Below are 17979 nucleotides of genomic sequence, written 5' to 3'. Positions count from 1 at the left end.
CCACCGCATGGGCCTTTCTTTATCGGCTCCCACATTGTTCCCTGCGAGGTTCCTTATGCCCTCTTCTTCCGCCACTCGCCTGAGCGCCTTGCGTAATCTGCTCAAACAGAACGGTCTGGATGGGCTGATTATTCCGCATAGTGATGAATTTCTGGGGGAATACACACCAGCCTGCGCAGAACGGCTGGAATGGCTGACCAATTTTTCCGGCAGTGCGGGCGCGGCAGTCGTGTTGCCAGAAACTGCTGCGGTGTTCTCTGATGGCCGTTACATCACCCAGATGGATCAGCAGGTGGATAAAAACTGTTGGGAGCGGCAGCATATCATTCAAACACCGCCTTCTGTGTGGTTGGCCAAACATGCAGCGGCCGGTAGCCGCATCGGGTATGATCCGCGTATCATGAGCAGTGCGGAACTGCGGCCTTTCCAGAAAGCCGCCAAGTCCTTCTCTCTGGTGCCGACAGACGGCAATCTGATCGACCGCCTCTGGTCTGATCGACCGGCCTTTCCTGCTGCTCCCGCTGTTGTTCACCCGCTGGCCTATGCAGGTGAAGACTCGCACAGCAAACGGGTCCGTCTTGGTCAGTCTCTGGCGCAGGCCGGTCTGACTGCGGCCGTGTTGAGCGATTCCGCATCCATCGCGTGGCTTCTTAATATTCGTGGCTCGGATATTCCCTGCACACCTGTCGTCCTGGCATTCGCCCTCCTTCATGCGGACGCCACGGTTGATCTGTTCCTGCAAGCCAGCAAACTCCCTGCGGATGTACGGGAATGGCTTGGCCCCGATGTGCGAGTGCATGACCCTGCAAAAATGGAAGCAGTTCTCGCTACTCTTGCAGGCCGGACTGTCGCCGTTGATCCCGCTACCAACGCGGTATGGTTCGCTGAAACCCTCACCCGGCACGGCGCAATCGTGCAGGAAAGTTCTGACCCATGCCTGCTGCCCAAAGCGTGCAAGAATACCGTAGAGCAGGAAGGCACACGCAAGGCGCATCTGAAAGATGGTGTCGCCCTGTGTCGTTTCCTGCACTGGCTGGATACGGGTGGTCAGGGCACCACGGAACTGAAAGCCGCCACTAAGCTGGATGCGTTCCGGGCCGAAGGGGCAGACTACCGGGGTGAATCCTTCCCGGCCATTTCAGGGGCAGGCCCAAATGGCGCCATTATTCATTACCGCGTTACGCCGGAAACGGATCGCACGCTGAACGCCAACGAGGTCTATCTGATCGATAGCGGTGGGCAGTATCCTGAAGGCACAACCGATGTCACCCGCACGGTGTGGACTGGGCCGGACGCTCCCCCAGCCCCACTGAAAGAAACCTTCACCCGGGTGCTGAAAGGCAATCTGCGCCTTGGCCGCGCCCGTTTCCCGGTTGGCACAACCGGCAATGCGCTGGATACGCTGGCACGATTCGACCTCTGGCAGGCCGGGCTGGATTATGACCACGGCACGGGCCATGGCGTGGGCAGCTTCCTCTCCGTGCATGAAGGGCCTGCCCGTATTTCCAAGGTTCCGAACCCCATTGCCCTTCAGTCAGGCATGATCCTCTCCAACGAGCCGGGTTATTACGAGCCCGGCGCTTACGGCATCCGGCTGGAAACACTGGTTCTGGTGCATTCCGTCCCCGCACAGGAAGGCGCACGCCCTACTCTGGGGTTTGAAACGCTGACACTGGCGCCATTCGACCGTCGCCTGATTGATCCGGGGATTCTCGGGGCGGAAGATATGGCCTTACTTGATGCCTACCATGCGCAAATCTTGGCCCTGATTGGCCCACATCTGCCTGAAGACGCCAGAAAATGGCTTGAAATGGCCTGCGCCCCCCTCAACAGGGCGTGAGGCAGAGGCGAAGTTGCGACTGGTCACGCAATTGGGAATCGCGTCACCAGCCGAACAGGCGCAGAAAAGCTGCGAAGTGAAGGGAGCTTCTAGAATGACGACAGACAGCAAAACCATCCCCGCTACTCTTATCGCCGGCGACGGTATCGGTCCCGAAATTGTGGAATCGGTGATCGAAATCCTTGATACGGTTGGGGCCCCGTTTGAATGGGACCGTCAACTGGCCGGTATGGCCGGGGTGGATGCGGTCAATGATCCGCTGCCAAAACAGACCATTGAGAGCATTCGCCGCACAGGCCTGGCACTGAAAGGCCCGCTGACCACTCCGGTTGGTGGCGGCTTCAAGTCCATCAACGTCACACTGCGTCAGGAGTTCGGCCTGTTCGCCAACCTGCGCCCGACCAAGACCATTGTTCCCGGTGGCCGGTTCGACAAGATCGACCTGGTTCTCTTCCGTGAGAACCTTGAAGGCTACTATGCCGCCATGGAGCACTACATCCCGGTGGGTGAAGACCCCAAGGGCATTGCACTGAGCTCCGGCTTCAATTCCCGTGCGGAATGCCGCCGCATTGTGAAGTTTGCGTTCGAATATGCGGTCAAGAACAACCGCAAGACCGTAACCATTGTTCACAAAGCCAACATTCTGAAGCTGCTGACCGGCCTGTTCCTTGAAGAAGGCCGTAAAGTTGCTGAAGAATACAAAGGTCGCGTTGCCTTCAACGAACGGATTGTTGACGCCTGCGCCATGCAGCTTGTCATCAACCCGTGGCAGTTTGACGTGATTGTCACCACCAACCTGTTTGGTGACATCCTGTCTGACCTCACGGCCGGTCTTGTTGGCGGTCTGGGCATGGCTCCGGGCGCAAACATTGGTGAAAAAGCCGCCGTGTTTGAAGCCGTTCACGGTTCCGCACCGGATATTGCCGGCAAAGGTATTGCCAACCCGCTGGCCCTGCTGCTGGCTGCCGTCATGATGCTTCAGCACATTGGCCGTCAGGATCTGGCTGACCGTATTGATCTCGCCATCAAGAAAGTCATCACGGATGGTGGTCTGCGCACGAAGGATCTGGGTGGCGATGCCACAACCAAGGATCTGACCGCTGCCCTGAAACAGCAGCTCGTCTGATTTCAGGCTGACAGAACGGGAGGCAGGCTTTTCTGCCCGCCTCCCATTTCTGGGCCATCTGTAATTTTACTTTTAGATTTCACTCTTTTTACAAATTTCCGATCAGATTGCGTATCATGCCCGACATGATACCCAGCTTTTCCGGTCTGTGGCCGCTCCTCCGGCTTTCCCCTGCCTGTACCATTCGCGTGTCTTCGTCCACGTCTTCGCTTTCGCACGCACTCGAAACGGAGATATCCACCCTCGGGGCACAGGCTCGCCAGAAAACGCCCGCCTTGTTCAATGGCTGCGTCTTCACGGCTGACCATGTTACCACCACCACCATATCCGGGCACTGGACAGAATACCGGCGCGTTTTTGCCCAGATGAAAAATCCCGCTCTTTTTCCTCATCTGCGCCTGCAATCGTTGGCCGTGATCGGTCTTCTTGAAACGCCTGATGGATACGTTCTGGGCCGACGGCACCCTTCCTCCCTCTATCAGGGAAATTTCTGGCAAAGCCCCCCGGCAGGCAGCATTGAAAAACGAGAAGAATGCGCGGATGTCTCTCTGCCAGAGCAAATCCTGGCCGAAGCAGAGGAAGAACTTGGGCTAACAGCGCATGACCTTACCGTAGGGGCTCCACAACTGATCTGCCGCCATCCGGGCACCCGCATTCTGGATATCGGCCTTTCCCTTCACACCTCTTTACCTTTCAAAGAAGTGGAGGAACGCTGGCAAAGCTGCGCCAATCAAGAATATGACCAGCTTGCTCTTGTTCCCAAAAGGGAGATTGCAAGCTGGCTGCAACGCCCTGATCTCCTCCCCACTTCCCGTGCTCTGCTGGAAGCCGTCTCTCCATGAACCAGCCCACTTCGTCTCCTGTTTCTTCAGAGCATCCAGAGCAGGAAGGGCTGACGCCTCATCTGGTTATGGTGATTGCCGCTGCATGCGGATTGATTGTGGCCAATCTTTATTACGCGCAGCCACTGGCTGGTCCGATCAGCGCCGCGCTGGGTATGTCCGCAAGTCAGGCAGGCCTGATCGTGACCATGACACAGATGGGCTACTGCCTTGGCCTGTTACTGATTGTCCCGCTGGCTGACCTGCTGGAAAATCGTAGCCTTATTGTCTGGATGACGCGGCTTGTCATGCTGGCGCTGCTGGTTCTTCCTTTTTCCAGCCACCCTGTTCCGTTTCTACTCGCAATAGGACTGGTCGGGCTGCTCTCCGTCGCCGTGCAGATTCTGGTGCCATTTGCCGCCCATCTTGCACCAGAGGCAATCCGGGGGCGCGTGGTAGGTAACGTCATGAGCGGACTCATGATGGGCATCATGCTGGCACGCCCCGTTTCCAGCTTTGTTGCTCAGTTTTTTTCCTGGCAGACCATCTTCCTGTTGTCCGCTGGTGTCATGCTGGCTCTATCCATTGTGCTCCAGCGCGTCTTGCCCCAGCGCAGCCCCGTAACGCAGAGCAGTTATCGTGATCTCCTGCTCTCCATGGTGCATTTACTCACTCATACGCTGGTACTGCAAAGACGGGCCTTTTACCACGCCTGCATGTTCGGAGCGTTCAGCCTGTTCTGGACCGTTACCCCCCTTCTTCTCGCCAGGGCGCCCTATCTGTTTTCCCAAGGGAAAATAGCGCTTTTCGCATTTGTTGGTGTAGCAGGAGCCATTGCTGCCCCCATTGCAGGACGCATTGCAGACAAAGGCTGGACCTGGCCCGCAAGCCTCGCCGCTATGGGAATAGCGTCCCTCGCCTTTCTCTCAACCTGGCTGTTTCAGCAATCTGGTCTGTTTGTTCTGGCGCTCTGCGTTGCCGGTGTGGCGATTGATTTTGGTGTCACCGCAAATCTGGTATTGGGGCAGCGTGCCTTATACGTGCTTGCACCGGAACACCGCGCCCGCCTTAACGGCCTATATATGGCCATCTTTTTTCTGGGCGGAGCCGCTGGCTCAGCTTTGGGAGCCTGGACATACGCCCACGGCGGCTGGATATGGACTTCAACATTAGGAGCCTCTCTACCTGCCCTAGCCTTCCTTGTCTGCCTGACGGAAAAACGCACCTGACAGCAAGAGTAAGCGAAAACTTCATTCACAGGGAAGGAACTAGCACTACTTTGGCAGAAAATTTGGAATAAGGATTCCCAACGGGTGCGATCGGTGATTCATGGAGGACCAGCTGTAGTGGGAGCTGGCGATGAACACCGACTGGCGATCGGATCTGGAAGTATGGCTTGCGCCATTTCTGGCTGCCCTGGGTCACAAAGCGCAGCGGGCGATGTGTCCGGCTTATATTGCAGGCCTGATCGGACCTGGTGACCGCAAGAGCGTGCAGCCCATGGCTGCACGCAATGGCGATATTCCTTTCAAAACTCAGATCGAAAGCCACCCCGGGAACCTTCAATCAGCACGCCACAACCCTGAAATCAGGAGCCAAGCGCATCAACCAACGGTTCTTCGATCCCTCCAGGTTCCTTATCCCACTTCGCCCGCTTTTCTACACCGGACTAACGGTAATCAACCCAAAAACTCTTCAAGCCTGTTAGCCCCATAGCCCGCCAAAGCGAAAGAAAAACTTTATTATCGCCTACCCATCTGCTGAATAACTTCCTCAAATTTGGACTGATCATAGAGTTTGACCCGTTCCTCATTAGGAATACCCTGCAGAGCACGGAAAGCCGTGCGAGAAAGTGCACGATTAAAGATGCCTGGCCCTGTTTTATAAGCAATATAAAGATGTTTATGCTTATAACAATTATTATACAGGATACGCAGGCACTCTTCCATAATACTGCTTTTGGCGACCGTGCCGTAAAAATCATTATGGGTGACAAAATTCTGCGTCAGAAACAGAACAACATCATCTTTCTGATCCAACATGAACTGTAGAGCTGCTTCATCCCGAATGCGGGCATCAGCATCCAGCCACCAACCGCCAAGTAGGTTGGTCACATGCACCCGCAGGAAGTCAGCAGCTTCCGCAGGATGACGCATGCCAAGGAAAAATTCACGTGCCTCAATGCCATAATATTCATACAGCCAAGAAGCCGCTTTTTCCTGGTTAAAAACCTCAATTTCCATATCAGGAATACCCTGATGGAAATAGATATTTTCAGTAATTTCTTCTGGTGGCTCTTTATCCCAATACATAAAGAGTTTTCTCGGGATAGTTTTCCCAGTTTCTCTATCCCCTTTGTCGCTATTGAAGAGGCTTGGTTGAATTTTCCTGGCTATTTCCAGATAAAGCCAGTCAATTTCTTCCCCACTGAGAAATTCTTCAAACGCATTTCCGATATGAACCAGAGCATCCTTATTGTCTCCCCCGCGCCAAGCTGATGCAATCCCTTCAATGTAATTGGCGTAAGGACGGCACAGGCCCGCAAGCGTTTGCAAATCATGTTCAGGCAAGGGTTTGCCTGCTTTGAGAAGACACAATAAGCGCACTTGCATCAAAGACTGCGGAAGCGGGTATTGGTCCCTGTTTGTAGAACGAATACGAAACGCTAATCCGTAAATACAGGCTGCTTCAAATGGTTTTTGGTTACGATGAAGAATATTGGCAACAGTGAAAGCATGCTCCAGCACCGTTCCGCCATGATGGCCAAAATACTCCATGGCCTGATGGTCGCGCTCAATGCACTCAATTTCGAAGGGCATTGGTTCGGGAGGATAAATATCCAGTGTATTTTCTGCTACCAGCGCGTCTAATGTTTTTTCAGTCATAAAAAACTGCCTAACCTCGCATTGTTAAGACTACACTTAATCCAGAATTCCTCATTTTCAAAGTAGCGATCATAACCCTGACGAGACTAAATAGACTGAATAAAAAGCACAGCAAACATTTAGCCCTTCCATCAAAAAAGGAGAAGGGAAACAACAGCAAGCATATTTTGAGACTATACCTGTCTCGCCATGCACCATCTTGATGTAACCCAGCTTCCGACCAGAGAATATCCCTCAGTGCGAAGAACATTTTGCTCTCGTCGACCTAAAGAAACACTCAAAATATCAGGAAAAGGAGCCTCTGATTGGGTAAGCACAATCAGAGGCAAGCCCTTCTGCCCTATCAATCCTATTTAATTTCAATCCCGATCTGCTTGATATCGTGAAAGGTGATATCCGGGTTCTGTTCCTGGGTACGGCGCATCATGAAAGCCGAGGTAGCCAGGAACACAGGGTCATCATCCAGATCATCCGCCATGGCGCTTCGGTTGATTTGGGCGAAGGTTTCAATTTTATCACGAGGCCCGGTAATCCAGCGCGCCAAAGAAAACGGCGTGGCATCAAAACCGATCGCCACGCCATATTCCGCCTTCAGCCGTGCCTGAAGCACATCAAGCTGCAGGGTACCCACAACCCCGACAATCGGTTGCGCTCCATCCTGTGGGCGGAAGAGTTGCACCACTCCTTCTTCAGCAAGCTGGGTGAGCGCCTGCTTTAGCTTTTTGGCTTTCATGGCATCATCCAGCCGCACACGACGCAGGATTTCCGGCGCAAAATGCGGCACGCCAGTAAAGCTGAGGTTTTCGCTTTCCGTCAGTGTGTCGCCAATACGCAGGGTGCCATGGTTGGGAATACCCACAACATCACCTGCAAAGGCTTCCTCCGCCAGTTGCCGGTCACGCGCGAAAAAGAACTGCGGTGTATGCACGGCAAAATTCTTGCCCGTGCGCGTATGCAGCAACCGCATGCCGCGCGTAAGCTTACCTGAACAGATCCGCGCGAAAGCAATACGGTCCCGGTGGTTCGGGTCCATATTTGCCTGAATTTTGAAGACCAGCGCCGTCATGGCTGGTTCATCTGCTTTGACTGTGCGGGTTTCAGCCACCTGATTTCGAGGAGACGGCCCAAAGGATACCAAGGCATCCAGCAGGTCTGTCACGCCAATTTCCTTCATGGCGCTACCGAAGAACACGGGGGTCAGATGCCCGGCGTCAAACGCTTCCCGATCAAACTGTGGCAGGGCTGCCTCAGCCAATTCCAGTTCTTCTGCAAGCTGAATCATACGCGGGTCAGACTGCGGAAGCTCTTCCTGAGTATGCAGTTTCTTGGTGAGCAGATCATACGTGCCCACGAACTTCGCTGCACGCCCTACCGGCCATGTGGCTGGCGAGGTATCTAGCGCCAGCGAAGATGCCACTTCATCCAGAAGCTCGAACGGGTCCTGCGCTTCACGGTCCATCTTGTTGATGAAGGTGACAATCGGGATGTCGCGCAGGCGGCAGATTTCAAACAGCTTGCGTGTCCGGTCCTCAATCCCTTTGGCCGCGTCAATCACCATGACGGCGGAATCCACTGCCGTCAGTGTGCGGTACGTATCTTCGGAGAAGTCTTCATGTCCCGGGGTATCAAGCAGGTTGAAGATGCACCCGCCATATTCAAACGTCATCACGGAACTGACGACAGAAATTCCACGGTCACGCTCAATGCTCATCCAGTCCGAGCGTGTCCGGCGGCGCTCACCTTTGGCACGTACGTTCCCTGCAAGCTGAATGGCCCCACCAGCGCGCAGAATCCGTTCCGTCAACGTGGTTTTACCGGCGTCCGGATGCGAGATGATTGCAAAAGTGCGGCGACGGGCAATTTCCGTGCTCAGTTCGGTAACGGGCGCATCAGACATGGGGAACAATCCGGCTGGAAAAGACAAGGGACTAAAACGGCAAACGCCGGGTCAGGAGGTTGCCCTCCACCCGGCGCTGCACAGATCGGGCCGAAGCGCCGATTAACGGGAGTAGTATTCCACCACCAGGTTCGGTTCCATCTGCACCGGATACGGCACGTCAGAGAACTTCGGACCACGGATGAAGGTGCCCTTCATCTGGCGGTGATCAACTTCCATGTATTCCGGAACATCGCGTTCGTTGGTCTGCGTTGCATCCAGAACGATCGCAAGCTGCTTGGACTTTTCGCGGATTTCGATCACGTCGCCATCTTTAACCAGATAGGACGGGATGTTCATCTTGCGGCCATTCACCAGCACGTGGCCATGGTTGATGAACTGACGCGCAGCAAACGGCGTGATGGCGAACTTCATGCGGTAGATAACCGCATCCAGACGACGCTCAAGCAGGTTGATCAGGTTTTCAGACGTATCACCCTTGCGGCGCACGGCTTCCTGATAATACCGACGGAACTGCTTTTCGCTGATGTTACCGTAGTAGCCCTTAAGCTTCTGCTTGGCCATAAGCTGCACAGAATAGTCAGAAGGCTTGCCCTTACGGCGCTGACCGTGCTGGCCGGGGCCATATTCACGACGGTTAACCGGAGACTTTGCACGGCCCCACAGGTTGACGCCAAGGCGACGGTTAATCTTGTACTTGCTCTCGAGGCGCTTGCTCATTCTGCGCTCTTCTCTTCCACTACTACAAAACAGGCCAGCCTGCGCCACCCTGCCTGTCATTGCGCCGGTAGTCTCTGTCCCCCACGGATCAGAGCGGGCGCAGTCCGTATCACCGCCAGATGGGAGCATAGTCCATCTGTCAGCCGTCCTGTCCACATTCCCGGCAATGGGGGCAGCCATTACGGAAAGACTGGCTTTGTGTCAATCTTTTCCGCGCGGAAAGTCCTCTACTGCCGCCTTCTGCGCCCCAGAATTGGTTTAAGACAGCACGCCCCGAACCAAGGGCCTGCGGTATTTGTATCAGTCCTTTCGCAATTGGCGTATCGTGGTCATATTAAACGGTCAGAAAAGGATATTCTGCCATGCCATTCGCCAAAAAATGGGGGCTCTTTGTAGCACTCGGCGTTGCCCTGATCATTCTGGGCTTTATTGCTGCCATTGATGCCGTCTCCGTAACACTCGCCAGCACCATCTTCATCGGCGTGCTGCTGATTATTGCCGGCACCATGCAGATGATCCACGCCTTTGCCGTGCGGGACTGGGGCGGGTTCCTGTTCTCCCTGCTGGCAGGGGTACTCTATATCATCGCCGGGGTGATGATTATTGAAGAACCGGTAACGGGTGCCGGTATGATCACACTGTTTGCAGCCGCCTGTTTTATTGTAGTGGGCATCATGCGCTGCATTCTGGCCATCCAGTCACGTGGCCTGCCGGGCTGGGGCATTATCCTGTTTGGCGGCGTAATCAGCCTGCTGGTCGGCCTGAGCCTCTACTTTACGCTGCCGTGGTCCGGGCTGTGGCTGATTGGCACCTTCATTGCCGTCGAACTGATTGCCAGCGGCATTGGCTGGGTGCAGATCGGGCTGGCACTGCGCCAGAGTGAGAGCAACCAGTTTCCTCCCTCCAGCGGGTTCTGACAGTCCGCAGGAAAACAGAAAAAGGGGCGTCCGGCCATGTGGCGGACGCCCCTCTTTTATCTTCATATAACCGCCAGAATCTTTCCTACAGTCATTCCTTCTCTGCGGAAGCAGCGGGAGGTGGCAGCCGGTTACGGTCCATGCTCAAAAGCGCCTGAGCGGCCATGCCGGGCTGTTCCGCCCCTTCACCGCCCCCCTTGTCACCCGGCACCAGCTTGATGGCCCGGTCACCGTCTTCGCGTTTGCGCCGCAGCTTCTCAATATTCTCGAGAACAATCGGATATTCTTCCACCAGACGACGGAAGCGGGACGCGCTGATCACCATGAAGTGCCCGAACTGCACCGCGCGGATACTCGCCGGACAACGCTCATTCTTGTAAGCGCCCAGAGCGCCTATCAGGTCGCCCGCTCCATACAGGATATCCCGCTCGGCAATATGAGCCTCAGCCAGACCCGCGCTAATGAAATAGACATTCCGGATACGCCGCCCGCGCCGACAGATCATTTCCTGCGGGGCCACAAACCGAAGGGATGTGGTGGTGGCCAGATCATGCAGCTCAGCCCCCGGTAGCCCGCGGAACACAGCGGCATGCTTCAGACGGCTTTCAATGCCGCTTTTGAGGTCAAAACTCAAAGGCTTGTCCAGACGGCTGCGGCGGCGTTCCAGTTCCTTCATCAACTCACGGTTCAGTTCATCACTGATGAGCGATTCAGAGAGCAGGGAATCATACTCCTCCCCTTCCAGCCGCAGAACAATCTGGCGGAAAATCCGGTTTTCCAGCGCTTCTGAATAGCCGTGATAATGCAGCCGCAGCGTTTCCAACGCCTCGTTCAGCAGTTTGCGCTGACGCTGCAATACCTCGGCCACAATCTCGCCAATACGCGGCCCAAGCGTTGGCTCCAGTCGCTCCCTCATGAAACGGGTCAGCGAGATGGACACGAAATGCGCCACCATCAGCATTTCAAACCGTTCGGCCATGCACAGCATAAGAGGCCGATCAATCCGCAGATGGTTGTGGATCCATTGCGCGGTCTTGAAGCGCAGTGAGGGGCTGAGCCGCCGCCGCAAGGCGCGAACATAACCCAACCGCCCTTCAAGCCGTGCGCCATCAATGGCCGCCTCGGCACTCCGTAGCAAGGTTTCCATCACCCGACGGGAAAGCCCCTGAATGCGGAACAAATCCAGCAGAAGCGAGCGTTCCTGGCTGGCAATGGTAATCAGCGCCAGGTTCACACGCTGCGTATCACCCAGCGCCGTATCAAACTCATTGGCGGCCTGCTCTTCATCCGCCCGCCGATCAATCTGTTGCAAAACAGGGCGTGTGGCATCGGTGGAGAACCCAAGTTCGTCCCCCATTTTCTCCGCCCGTTCCTTTACCTTATCCAGACCAATGCTGAGCACCTGATGCCGCATGGCTTCATCAATGGGTGAAAGCTTGTCCAGCTTCAGGAACAGCACCAGAGACCGCAAAGTGGTCCCATTGAGCAGAAGCGTGATGAGCACAAACCCTGTGGCGATAATCCCGATAAAATGCGCCACGGGGGTAGAAACCCGTTCGTTCTCCGTCACAGCCAGCGCCAGCGCCAACGTGATGGCGCCGCGCAAGCCGCCCCATACCATGGTGACCTTGAACGGTGTGGGCACCGGTGGAGAAAGTTTGGTCATGGCCAGAAAAGGCAACAGCCCGAACACCACGGCTCCACGTGCGGCCAGACCGGCCACGCTGGCAATCAGGATGAGCACACAATCCCAGCGGGTCATGCCCACCAGCAGATGGGGCACCAGCATGGAGGCCAGAACGAACACCAGAGAACCGGCCCAAAACACAAGCTGCTGCCACAACTGGTTCAGGAACAACCATGTCTGCGGCCGGAAGGTAGATGGCCCATAGACGGAAAGCGTCAGCCCGGCAGCGGCCGTGGCCACCACGCCCGATACTCCCAGAAATTCATCAGAAACGATATAGGCCACATAAGGCAGCGCCACCGTAAGCGTAATTTCCGCCGCCGGGGAACCGCCCAGTGCCGTGATCATCATGAGGGTCAACTGGCCGAAAACCACCCCCACAATCAGCGCGCCCACAAAGGAAATCACGAAGGAAATCACGGCCTCGCCGGGGTGAATGGCGTGGTGCAGCGTGACCGATGGCAGCAGGATGGAGAAGATGGAAATGGCGGCGGCATCGTTCAGAAGCGCTTCCCCCTCCACAAGCCGGGTCAGGCGGGTAGCGGCCCCGATGTCACGGAAAATACCAGCCACGGCGGAGGGATCGGTTGTCGCCACAATGGAGCCAAGCAGCAGGCAGACCACCAGCGGCATCTGGGCAAAAGGCAGCAATGCAAAGCCAATGGTGGCCGTGGAAACCACAACCGCCACAACAGCCAGCAACAACACGGTTGCTGTTTCATGCGCCAACCGCCGGACATCAATTGCCAGCGCCCCCTGAAACACCAGGGCAGGCAGGAAGATAAGCAGGAAGGCTTCACTGTTTATAGGGAAGTCCAGCAGCATTTCCGCCAGACCGTTCAGCGCCGCCAGATGCGAATTGCGCAGCGCAAAATCCGCCAGACTGCCGATAATGATGCCGACAATAGCCAGCAGCACTGTTTCTGAAAGTTCAAGCCTGCGCGCTATGGGTTGTACCGCGCTTACAATAACAAGAAGAAGCCCTATGGCGAGCAGTACCGCAGCCAGACCCGTTACCGCCATGCTCTTTTAGCCTCTCCGTCCAGAATCGATCTTATTCTCAGCAGCCTCCCATATCGTGCTGATAAGGCACCAAAATGGCGGAGGCTCCCGTCTATTTTGTTTTTGCTTCTAACACGTGACCGATCGGTCAGACCACACCCGTTCATGATATTTCGCAAACCAGACAAAAACCTTATCACCTCATAGCTGCCTTCATCCCTAACGCAGCGGAAGCGAAATGGTCTCTTACTTGTGACCTGTCTTCTCAGAGTCTTCACCCTGCGGCGCACGTTAAGCGCCCCATATTGCTAAGGGCGCGGCACGCCCTCCGGGGTCTGGGCCAGAACAGCAAGGGGAAACCAGAACAATGACTTCAGCACCCACGATCACATCCTGTCCCATCGGTATTCAGGCCGAAGGCACCCGGAGGGAACGGGATTCCATGGGAGAAATTGAAGTCCCGGCCAATAAATACTGGGGCGCGCAGACACAGCGCAGTCTGATCCATTTCTCAATCGGCACGGACCGCATGCCGCTGCCCCTGTATCATGCTTACGGCGTTGTCAAAAAAGCGGCAGCACTGGTAAACGCAGCCGATGGCCGTATGCCGCAATGGAAAGCGGACCTCATCGCCCGCGTGGCGGATGAAGTCACGGCTGGCAAACTGGATGACCATTTTCCGCTGTTTGTATGGCAGACCGGCTCCGGCACCCAGACCAACATGAACGTGAACGAGGTTATCGCCAACCGCGCCATTCAGCTTGCGGGTGGGGAAATAGGGTCTAAAAAGCCCGTTCACCCCAATGATGACGTGAATATGGGGCAGTCGAGCAATGACTCCTTCCCCACCGCCATGCATGTGGTCACGCTGCTGGAAATAGAAGACCGGCTGATACCCAGCGTTGAAAAGCTGATTGAAACCATTCACAGCAAGGCGGATGAATGGAGGGATGTGGTCAAGATCGGCCGCACCCATTTGCAGGATGCTGTGCCCCTTACCGTAGGGCAGGAATGGTCGGGCTGGGCCAGCCTTCTGGAAGACGCCCTGAAAAACCTACGCCACGCGCGGGAAGCCCTGTTTGAACTGGCGGCAGGCGGCACGGCCGTCGGCACAGGGCTGAATGCGCCTCCGGGCTTCAGCAAAGCCATTGCCCGCAAGATTGCGGAGCTGACTGGCCGCCCCTTTGTCACCGCCCCCAACAAGTTTGCCGCCCTGAGCGGGCTGGACGCCATGGTCCGCGCCTCCGCCGGGTTACGCGGGTTGGCGGTGCCCCTGCTGAAAATTGCCAATGACATGCGATGGCTGGCCTCCGGCCCCCGGTGCGGACTGGGTGAACTGAGCCTGCCGGAAAACGAGCCCGGCTCCTCCATCATGCCCGGCAAGGTCAACCCGACCCAGTGTGAGGCCATGGTCATGATTGCCACACAGGTGCTGGGCAATGACAATACCGTGGCCGTAGCAGCCAGTCAGGGCCAGCTTGATCTGAACGTGATGCGCCCGGTCATTCTGGCCAACTGCCTGCACAGCATCCGCATTCTGGCCGATGGCTGTCACAATTTCCGGGTCTTTTCGGTTGAAGGGACGGAGATCAACCGGCCAAAACTGGCTCAGTATGTCAACGGGTCCGTCATGCTGGTCACGGCTCTCAGCCCGGAGATCGGGTATGACAAATCTGCTGAAATTGCCCATATCGCCATTGAACATGATCTCAGCCTGAAAGACGCGGCTCTGAAATCCGGCTATCTGGACAGCGCCACATTTGACCGGCTGGTAAACCCGCTGGATATGGTGGGTAAAGGCACGGCTGGGGCCTGAACATCAGGCATCTTTTCCGTCGGGAAGAATACCGGTATGATCCCAGCATGAAACGTTTTGTATGCCGCCTTCTGGCTTTTCAGAGCTTGATGCTTGTCAGCATGCTGGGACTAAGCGCCTGCGCGGATGATTCTCGCCCGCAGCACGTCTATCATCCCCGCACCCACCATGGAGAAGGCACGCCGCGCTGGTATCGTCCTCCAGCATCTTCTCCCTCCTCTTACCGGTAAGGGGCGTATTTCATGCCTGGTAAACTGGTAAGGCTCGGAATTATTATCGTCACCCTTGCTCTGGGCATTTACGTGCTCAGCGGTGTGTACAAAAATTTCTCTCACCTCATGGTGCCGGATCAGGACACGCCGCCTGCTATGGATACGAATGCCCCCAAAAGCCCATAGAGGCCGGAAAGGCCTCTGGCCGTTGGTTGGAAGGCCTGCCCATCGTCTTCTTCTGGGTGGAGGGTGTGCGCTTGGGCTGCTCACAGCAGGCAGCCTTCACGCCCAGACACCCCAACCGAGGAAAGAAGGGCAACTGATCTCCCCGTCCCTTCTCACGGCGCATCGAGGAGGCACCTTACGGTTGGTCGCCGCAGCGTCAGGCGGAACGCTTGATCCGCACATTAATTACTCTGCTAAATACATCAACCTGTTTGCTGTCGTGTATGACGGACTGACCACTTTCAAAAAAGTACCCGGCCCAGACGGCAATACGGTTGTGGCGGATCTGGCGGAGACCCTGCCTGCCCCGCAGGACGGTGGCCGGACCTATGTGTTTACCCTCCGTCCCGATATCCATTTTTCCAATGGCCGGACTGTGACGACTGCGGATGTCGCCGCCTCCATGCGCCGTATCTTCCGGGTAGGCTCTCCTACCGCAGGGTCATTCTATTCTGCCATCGTTGGGGCTGATCTGTGCCTGAAGGAACCTGCCACCTGCACACTCAGCGGTGGCGTGGTAGAAGACCCGGCACACCGAACCATTACCTTCCACCTGTCCTCACCCGATACTGAATTCCTTCAGAAGCTGGCTTTTACGCACGCTGTCATTGTGCCAGCGGATACGCCTGATCATGACATCGGCAACACGCCCATCCCCAGTACGGGGCCGTATGCCATAGCGTCGTATGATCCCAACAAATCCCTTGTTCTGAACCGTAATCCTACATTCAGGGAATGGAGCGCGGAAGCCCAGCCTGAAGGCTATCCCGACACCATAACCTACAGCTTTGGCATTCCGGACGAAGCTGCTGTCACAGCGGTAGAAAACGGCCAGTATGACTGGATGGAGGGAAGCATTCCCATGGACAGGCTGGGCGAGCTGGGCAGCCGCTACACGGCGCAAACGCATGTCATGCCGCATGCAGCCATGTATTTTCTGCCCATGAACGTCAATCTGCCACCCTTCAATGTTCAGAAGGCCCGGCAGGCCGTGAATTATGCCCTGAACCGCAAGGCCATGGTCATTTTCTATGGCGGCCCCGGCATCGCCCGTCCCCTGTGTGGCATGCTGCCGTCTTCCCTGCCGGGTGCGACAGATTTCTGTTTCTACACCAAAGGCGCCTCTCCCGCCGCACCCGCTCCACGCTGGAGCACCCCTGATCTGGAAAAAGCGCGCCAGCTTGTGCGCGAAAGTGGCACTGCCGGGCAGAAAGTGACCTTGATCACGGCCAACACCAGTGTGGACATGGCCATGGGCACCTGGGTGCGGGACATGCTGCAAAGCCTGGGCTATCAAGCCACACTGCGTCCGCTCAGCAGTTCTGTGGCCTTTAATTACATGCAGAACACGTCCAACAAGGTGCAGATTGCCCTTAAAGACTGGTCTGCCGACTATCCTTCGCCATCCAATTTTCTGGATGATCTGCTGGGGTGCGAGAATTTCCACCCCAATTCAGACAGTTCCATCAATATTCCCGGCTTCTGTGACAAACGCATTCAGGCGCTGATGAACCGCGCCAAGACAGACGTCTCCCTCACCCCGCAGCAGAGCGAAGCTCTGTGGCGTGAAGCGGATAAACTGGTCATGGAACAAGCCCCCATTGCGCCCCTGATTGAGAAAGACACCGTTCTGCTGACCTCCCCACGGTTGGGCAATTTTTTCTACACCACGGTAAACCAGCTCTTTTTCTCACAGGTGTGGGTTCAGTAACCTCCGCTCCGTGCGTTTATCCACAGAATCTGTGGATGAAAGACGGGATAATTACGGGAGGACACCGGGATGAGAGCGGGATAACAAAGCACGCTCTCCTCCACCCCTACCTGATCAGACACAATGTTCCCTCTCATAATGCCCAAAAGAAGGGCAATTACGTCCGCACACTCCCTCCTGGGCGTTATCCACAGAATCTGTGGATAGACCTCCGGACAACAGCGGGACGATTACGGGATGAGGCGGGACAGTTCAGCCCACAATTTGAAAAATTTCTTTTTGTAAAATAACAATTAGAAAGCGGCGATGTTGGAATAACCTTTCCCCTACACTCCATCACCCCAACGCGTCCTCCACGCACAATCTTACAAAACAGCGAGAAATCCGATTTCACTCGCCTCAGATATTGCAAATAAGTCGCAAAACAAACATGGTGACTTACCCATAGGAGTGCGGCACGCGCTTTCTTGCCCGTTTTCACCTTTTTCCTTTCAAGGCTCTGCGTTGCCTCGCGTGACAGTTTCTCTTTCATGATCTTGTTTTTAGCCCCCCGCACACAGGTTGCTCTGGCCATTACATCCCGTGTTCTTGCAGGAGTGGGTGGCGGTTACCTGTCTTCAGCACTTCTGGCCATTGCAGCAGCCTCTGTCCTGCCTCTCTCTCGGTCTGATGCCACCATTGTGTCCACGCTTCTGGCATTGCTGTGCTGGCCCGTCATGATGATGATGTGCTTCAGCACCCGCACCGCCACACGGGCATGGGGGCTCACCGTAATGGTCTGCCTCGCACTGGCCGCCATTGCTCTCCTTGCAGGATGGCGACCATGAAGCCCACCTTTCGTGCCTGCATGGCCTGGCTGCACACATGGTCCGGGTTGGTCATGGGATGGTTGCTACTGGCCATAACTCTGGCAGGTACACTCAGTGTTTTTCGGCCGGAAATCAGCACATGGATGCGCCCGGAACTCAAAGCGCATATGGCTGTCAGCCCGGATGCAGCAACACAGGCGGCCATACAGTGGCTTTCCACGCATGCGGCCCATGCCCCCACATGGTATCTTGAAGCCGCGAATAGCCGTGCACCTTATACCAATTTGTTTTTGCTATGACCCATGAGCCCA

16 protein-coding genes are annotated in these 17979 nt (G+C 55.9%); 12 read left to right on the top strand and 4 right to left on the bottom strand.

The features are described 5' to 3' along the window. Positions 1–55 precede the first annotated feature (55 nt). The 5 genes from AD944_RS05365 to AD944_RS17370 all read left to right on the top strand — a co-directional run bounded on the left by AD944_RS05365 (position 56) and on the right by AD944_RS17370 (position 5503). A complete protein-coding gene (locus AD944_RS05365; protein ID WP_045541396.1) occupies positions 56–1840 on the top strand; it encodes an aminopeptidase P family protein in 1785 nt (594 codons plus the stop codon). A 94-nt stretch (positions 1841–1934) separates the two neighbouring features. Continuing rightward, positions 1935–2966, top strand: coding sequence for an isocitrate/isopropylmalate dehydrogenase family protein (locus AD944_RS05360; RefSeq protein WP_006557089.1), 1032 nt, complete (start codon positions 1935–1937; stop codon positions 2964–2966). A 116-nt stretch (positions 2967–3082) separates the two neighbouring features. Beyond that, positions 3083–3808: an NUDIX hydrolase gene (locus AD944_RS05355; RefSeq protein WP_236709123.1), complete on the top strand. Its 726-nt coding sequence runs from the start codon at positions 3083–3085 to the stop codon at positions 3806–3808. Next, positions 3805–5016, top strand: a complete 1212-nt coding sequence (locus tag AD944_RS05350; protein ID WP_045541397.1) for an MFS transporter — start codon at positions 3805–3807, stop codon at positions 5014–5016. Before AD944_RS05355 ends, AD944_RS05350 begins: the two co-directional genes overlap by 4 nt. Before the next feature lie 130 nt (positions 5017–5146). Next, on the top strand, positions 5147–5503 hold the full coding sequence (locus AD944_RS17370) for a transposase (protein WP_408735884.1): 357 nt from the start codon (positions 5147–5149) through the stop codon (positions 5501–5503). Between the two features lie 26 nt (positions 5504–5529). Here the strand turns inward: AD944_RS17370 and AD944_RS05340 are convergent, their stop codons facing one another. The 3 genes from AD944_RS05340 to rpsD all read right to left on the bottom strand — a co-directional run bounded on the left by AD944_RS05340 (position 5530) and on the right by rpsD (position 9289). Then, positions 5530–6672, bottom strand: coding sequence for a glycosyltransferase family 32 protein (locus AD944_RS05340; RefSeq protein WP_052427075.1), 1143 nt, complete (start codon positions 6670–6672; stop codon positions 5530–5532). Positions 6673–7021: 349 nt separating this feature from the next. Next, on the bottom strand, positions 7022–8569 hold the full coding sequence (locus tag AD944_RS05335; protein ID WP_039903097.1) for a peptide chain release factor 3: 1548 nt from the start codon (positions 8567–8569) through the stop codon (positions 7022–7024). 102 nt (positions 8570–8671) lie between these two features. Then, a complete protein-coding gene (rpsD, locus tag AD944_RS05330; protein WP_039903125.1) occupies positions 8672–9289 on the bottom strand; it encodes a 30S ribosomal protein S4 in 618 nt (205 codons plus the stop codon). 362 nt (positions 9290–9651) lie between these two features. On the opposite strand from rpsD, the gene AD944_RS05325 reads away from it, so the two are divergent. Beyond that, entirely contained in the window at positions 9652–10206 is a 555-nt protein-coding gene (locus tag AD944_RS05325) for an HdeD family acid-resistance protein (RefSeq protein WP_045541399.1), read from the top strand. A gap of 91 nt (positions 10207–10297) precedes the next feature. On the opposite strand, the gene nhaK2 is transcribed toward AD944_RS05325, so the two are convergent. Continuing rightward, positions 10298–12916 (bottom strand): Na+/H+ antiporter NhaK2, encoded by a 2619-nt coding sequence (gene nhaK2 / locus AD944_RS05320; RefSeq protein ID WP_006557081.1) that lies wholly within the window; start codon positions 12914–12916, stop codon positions 10298–10300. Between the two features lie 346 nt (positions 12917–13262). Between nhaK2 and fumC the strand changes: the two genes are divergently transcribed. From fumC to AD944_RS05290, 6 genes are all read left to right on the top strand, one after another. Beyond that, positions 13263–14711, top strand: a complete 1449-nt coding sequence (gene fumC / locus AD944_RS05315; protein WP_045541400.1) for a class II fumarate hydratase — start codon at positions 13263–13265, stop codon at positions 14709–14711. Between the two features lie 47 nt (positions 14712–14758). Beyond that, a complete protein-coding gene (locus AD944_RS05310) occupies positions 14759–14941 on the top strand; it encodes a hypothetical protein (protein WP_035382380.1) in 183 nt (60 codons plus the stop codon). Between the two features lie 12 nt (positions 14942–14953). Then, the gene (locus tag AD944_RS16705; protein ID WP_156477251.1) at positions 14954–15109 is read left to right on the top strand and encodes a hypothetical protein; all 156 of its coding nucleotides are present in this window, start codon (positions 14954–14956) and stop codon (positions 15107–15109) included. A 22-nt stretch (positions 15110–15131) separates the two neighbouring features. Further along, the gene (locus AD944_RS05305; RefSeq protein ID WP_373317199.1) at positions 15132–16859 is read left to right on the top strand and encodes an ABC transporter substrate-binding protein; all 1728 of its coding nucleotides are present in this window, start codon (positions 15132–15134) and stop codon (positions 16857–16859) included. Between the two features lie 530 nt (positions 16860–17389). Then, positions 17390–17686 carry a hypothetical protein gene (locus tag AD944_RS05295; protein ID WP_045541402.1) on the top strand — a complete coding sequence of 99 codons (297 nt, stop codon included), beginning with the start codon at positions 17390–17392 and terminating at the stop codon, positions 17684–17686. After that, the gene (locus AD944_RS05290) at positions 17683–17967 is read left to right on the top strand and encodes a PepSY-associated TM helix domain-containing protein (protein WP_045541403.1); all 285 of its coding nucleotides are present in this window, start codon (positions 17683–17685) and stop codon (positions 17965–17967) included. Before AD944_RS05295 ends, AD944_RS05290 begins: the two co-directional genes overlap by 4 nt. Positions 17968–17979 lie beyond the last annotated feature (12 nt).

The sequence above is a fragment of the Acetobacter tropicalis genome (genome assembly GCF_001580915.1).
Taxonomy (GTDB): domain Bacteria; phylum Pseudomonadota; class Alphaproteobacteria; order Acetobacterales; family Acetobacteraceae; genus Acetobacter; species Acetobacter tropicalis.
This window is presented reverse-complemented; position numbering and strand designations above follow the sequence as displayed.

Excerpts from the sequence above, each read along its gene's own strand:
- AD944_RS05335 (WP_039903097.1), bottom strand. The coding sequence starts at position 8,569 with ATGTCTGATGCGCCCGTTACCGAACTGAGCACGGAAATTGCCCGTCGC.
- AD944_RS16705 (WP_156477251.1), top strand. The coding sequence starts at position 14,954 with ATGCCTGGTAAACTGGTAAGGCTCGGAATTATTATCGTCACCCTTGCT.
- AD944_RS05310 (WP_035382380.1), top strand. The coding sequence starts at position 14,759 with ATGAAACGTTTTGTATGCCGCCTTCTGGCTTTTCAGAGCTTGATGCTT.
- AD944_RS05360 (WP_006557089.1), top strand. The coding sequence starts at position 1,935 with ATGACGACAGACAGCAAAACCATCCCCGCTACTCTTATCGCCGGCGAC.
- rpsD (WP_039903125.1), bottom strand. The coding sequence starts at position 9,289 with ATGAGCAAGCGCCTCGAGAGCAAGTACAAGATTAACCGTCGCCTTGGC.
- nhaK2 (WP_006557081.1), bottom strand. The coding sequence starts at position 12,916 with ATGGCGGTAACGGGTCTGGCTGCGGTACTGCTCGCCATAGGGCTTCTT.
- AD944_RS05290 (WP_045541403.1), top strand. The coding sequence starts at position 17,683 with ATGAAGCCCACCTTTCGTGCCTGCATGGCCTGGCTGCACACATGGTCC.
- AD944_RS05325 (WP_045541399.1), top strand. The coding sequence starts at position 9,652 with ATGCCATTCGCCAAAAAATGGGGGCTCTTTGTAGCACTCGGCGTTGCC.
- AD944_RS05340 (WP_052427075.1), bottom strand. The coding sequence starts at position 6,672 with ATGACTGAAAAAACATTAGACGCGCTGGTAGCAGAAAATACACTGGAT.
- fumC (WP_045541400.1), top strand. The coding sequence starts at position 13,263 with ATGACTTCAGCACCCACGATCACATCCTGTCCCATCGGTATTCAGGCC.
- AD944_RS05365 (WP_045541396.1), top strand. The coding sequence starts at position 56 with ATGCCCTCTTCTTCCGCCACTCGCCTGAGCGCCTTGCGTAATCTGCTC.
- AD944_RS05350 (WP_045541397.1), top strand. The coding sequence starts at position 3,805 with ATGAACCAGCCCACTTCGTCTCCTGTTTCTTCAGAGCATCCAGAGCAG.
- AD944_RS05355 (WP_236709123.1), top strand. The coding sequence starts at position 3,083 with ATGCCCGACATGATACCCAGCTTTTCCGGTCTGTGGCCGCTCCTCCGG.
- AD944_RS05295 (WP_045541402.1), top strand. The coding sequence starts at position 17,390 with ATGATCTTGTTTTTAGCCCCCCGCACACAGGTTGCTCTGGCCATTACA.
- AD944_RS17370 (WP_408735884.1), top strand. The coding sequence starts at position 5,147 with ATGAACACCGACTGGCGATCGGATCTGGAAGTATGGCTTGCGCCATTT.